We start from the raw sequence: 251 nt of genomic DNA on the forward strand, positions 1-251 counted from the left end.
AGCCTGTGGCCGACTGGACGAGCTGCTCGATCTCCATGAGCCGCGTTTCGATCGGCATCACGTCGGGCTGCCCCTCATCGGCCTGCAGCCGCGCCTGATTGACGAGAACCGCGATGGACAAGTTCTCCACCTCGTAGCCGTCATGAACAGTGTCGACTTTCTTTGAGGAAATCTCGAAATTGGTCAGCTCTTCGCGCCGCTCGTTCTCTTCGTTGGAGCTATTGCCGCCGCCGGCCTCCATCTGCGCGACT

General features: G+C 60.2%; 1 protein-coding gene. It reads right to left on the minus strand.

Going from position 1 to position 251, the window contains the following annotated elements:
• Positions 1 to 251 (minus strand): flagellar M-ring protein FliF C-terminal domain-containing protein (locus CH341_RS33025; RefSeq protein ID WP_281023747.1); only part of this gene is annotated, 251 nt, incomplete at both ends.

This window comes from Rhodoplanes roseus (assembly GCF_003258865.1).
GTDB lineage: Bacteria > Pseudomonadota > Alphaproteobacteria > Rhizobiales > Xanthobacteraceae > Rhodoplanes > Rhodoplanes roseus.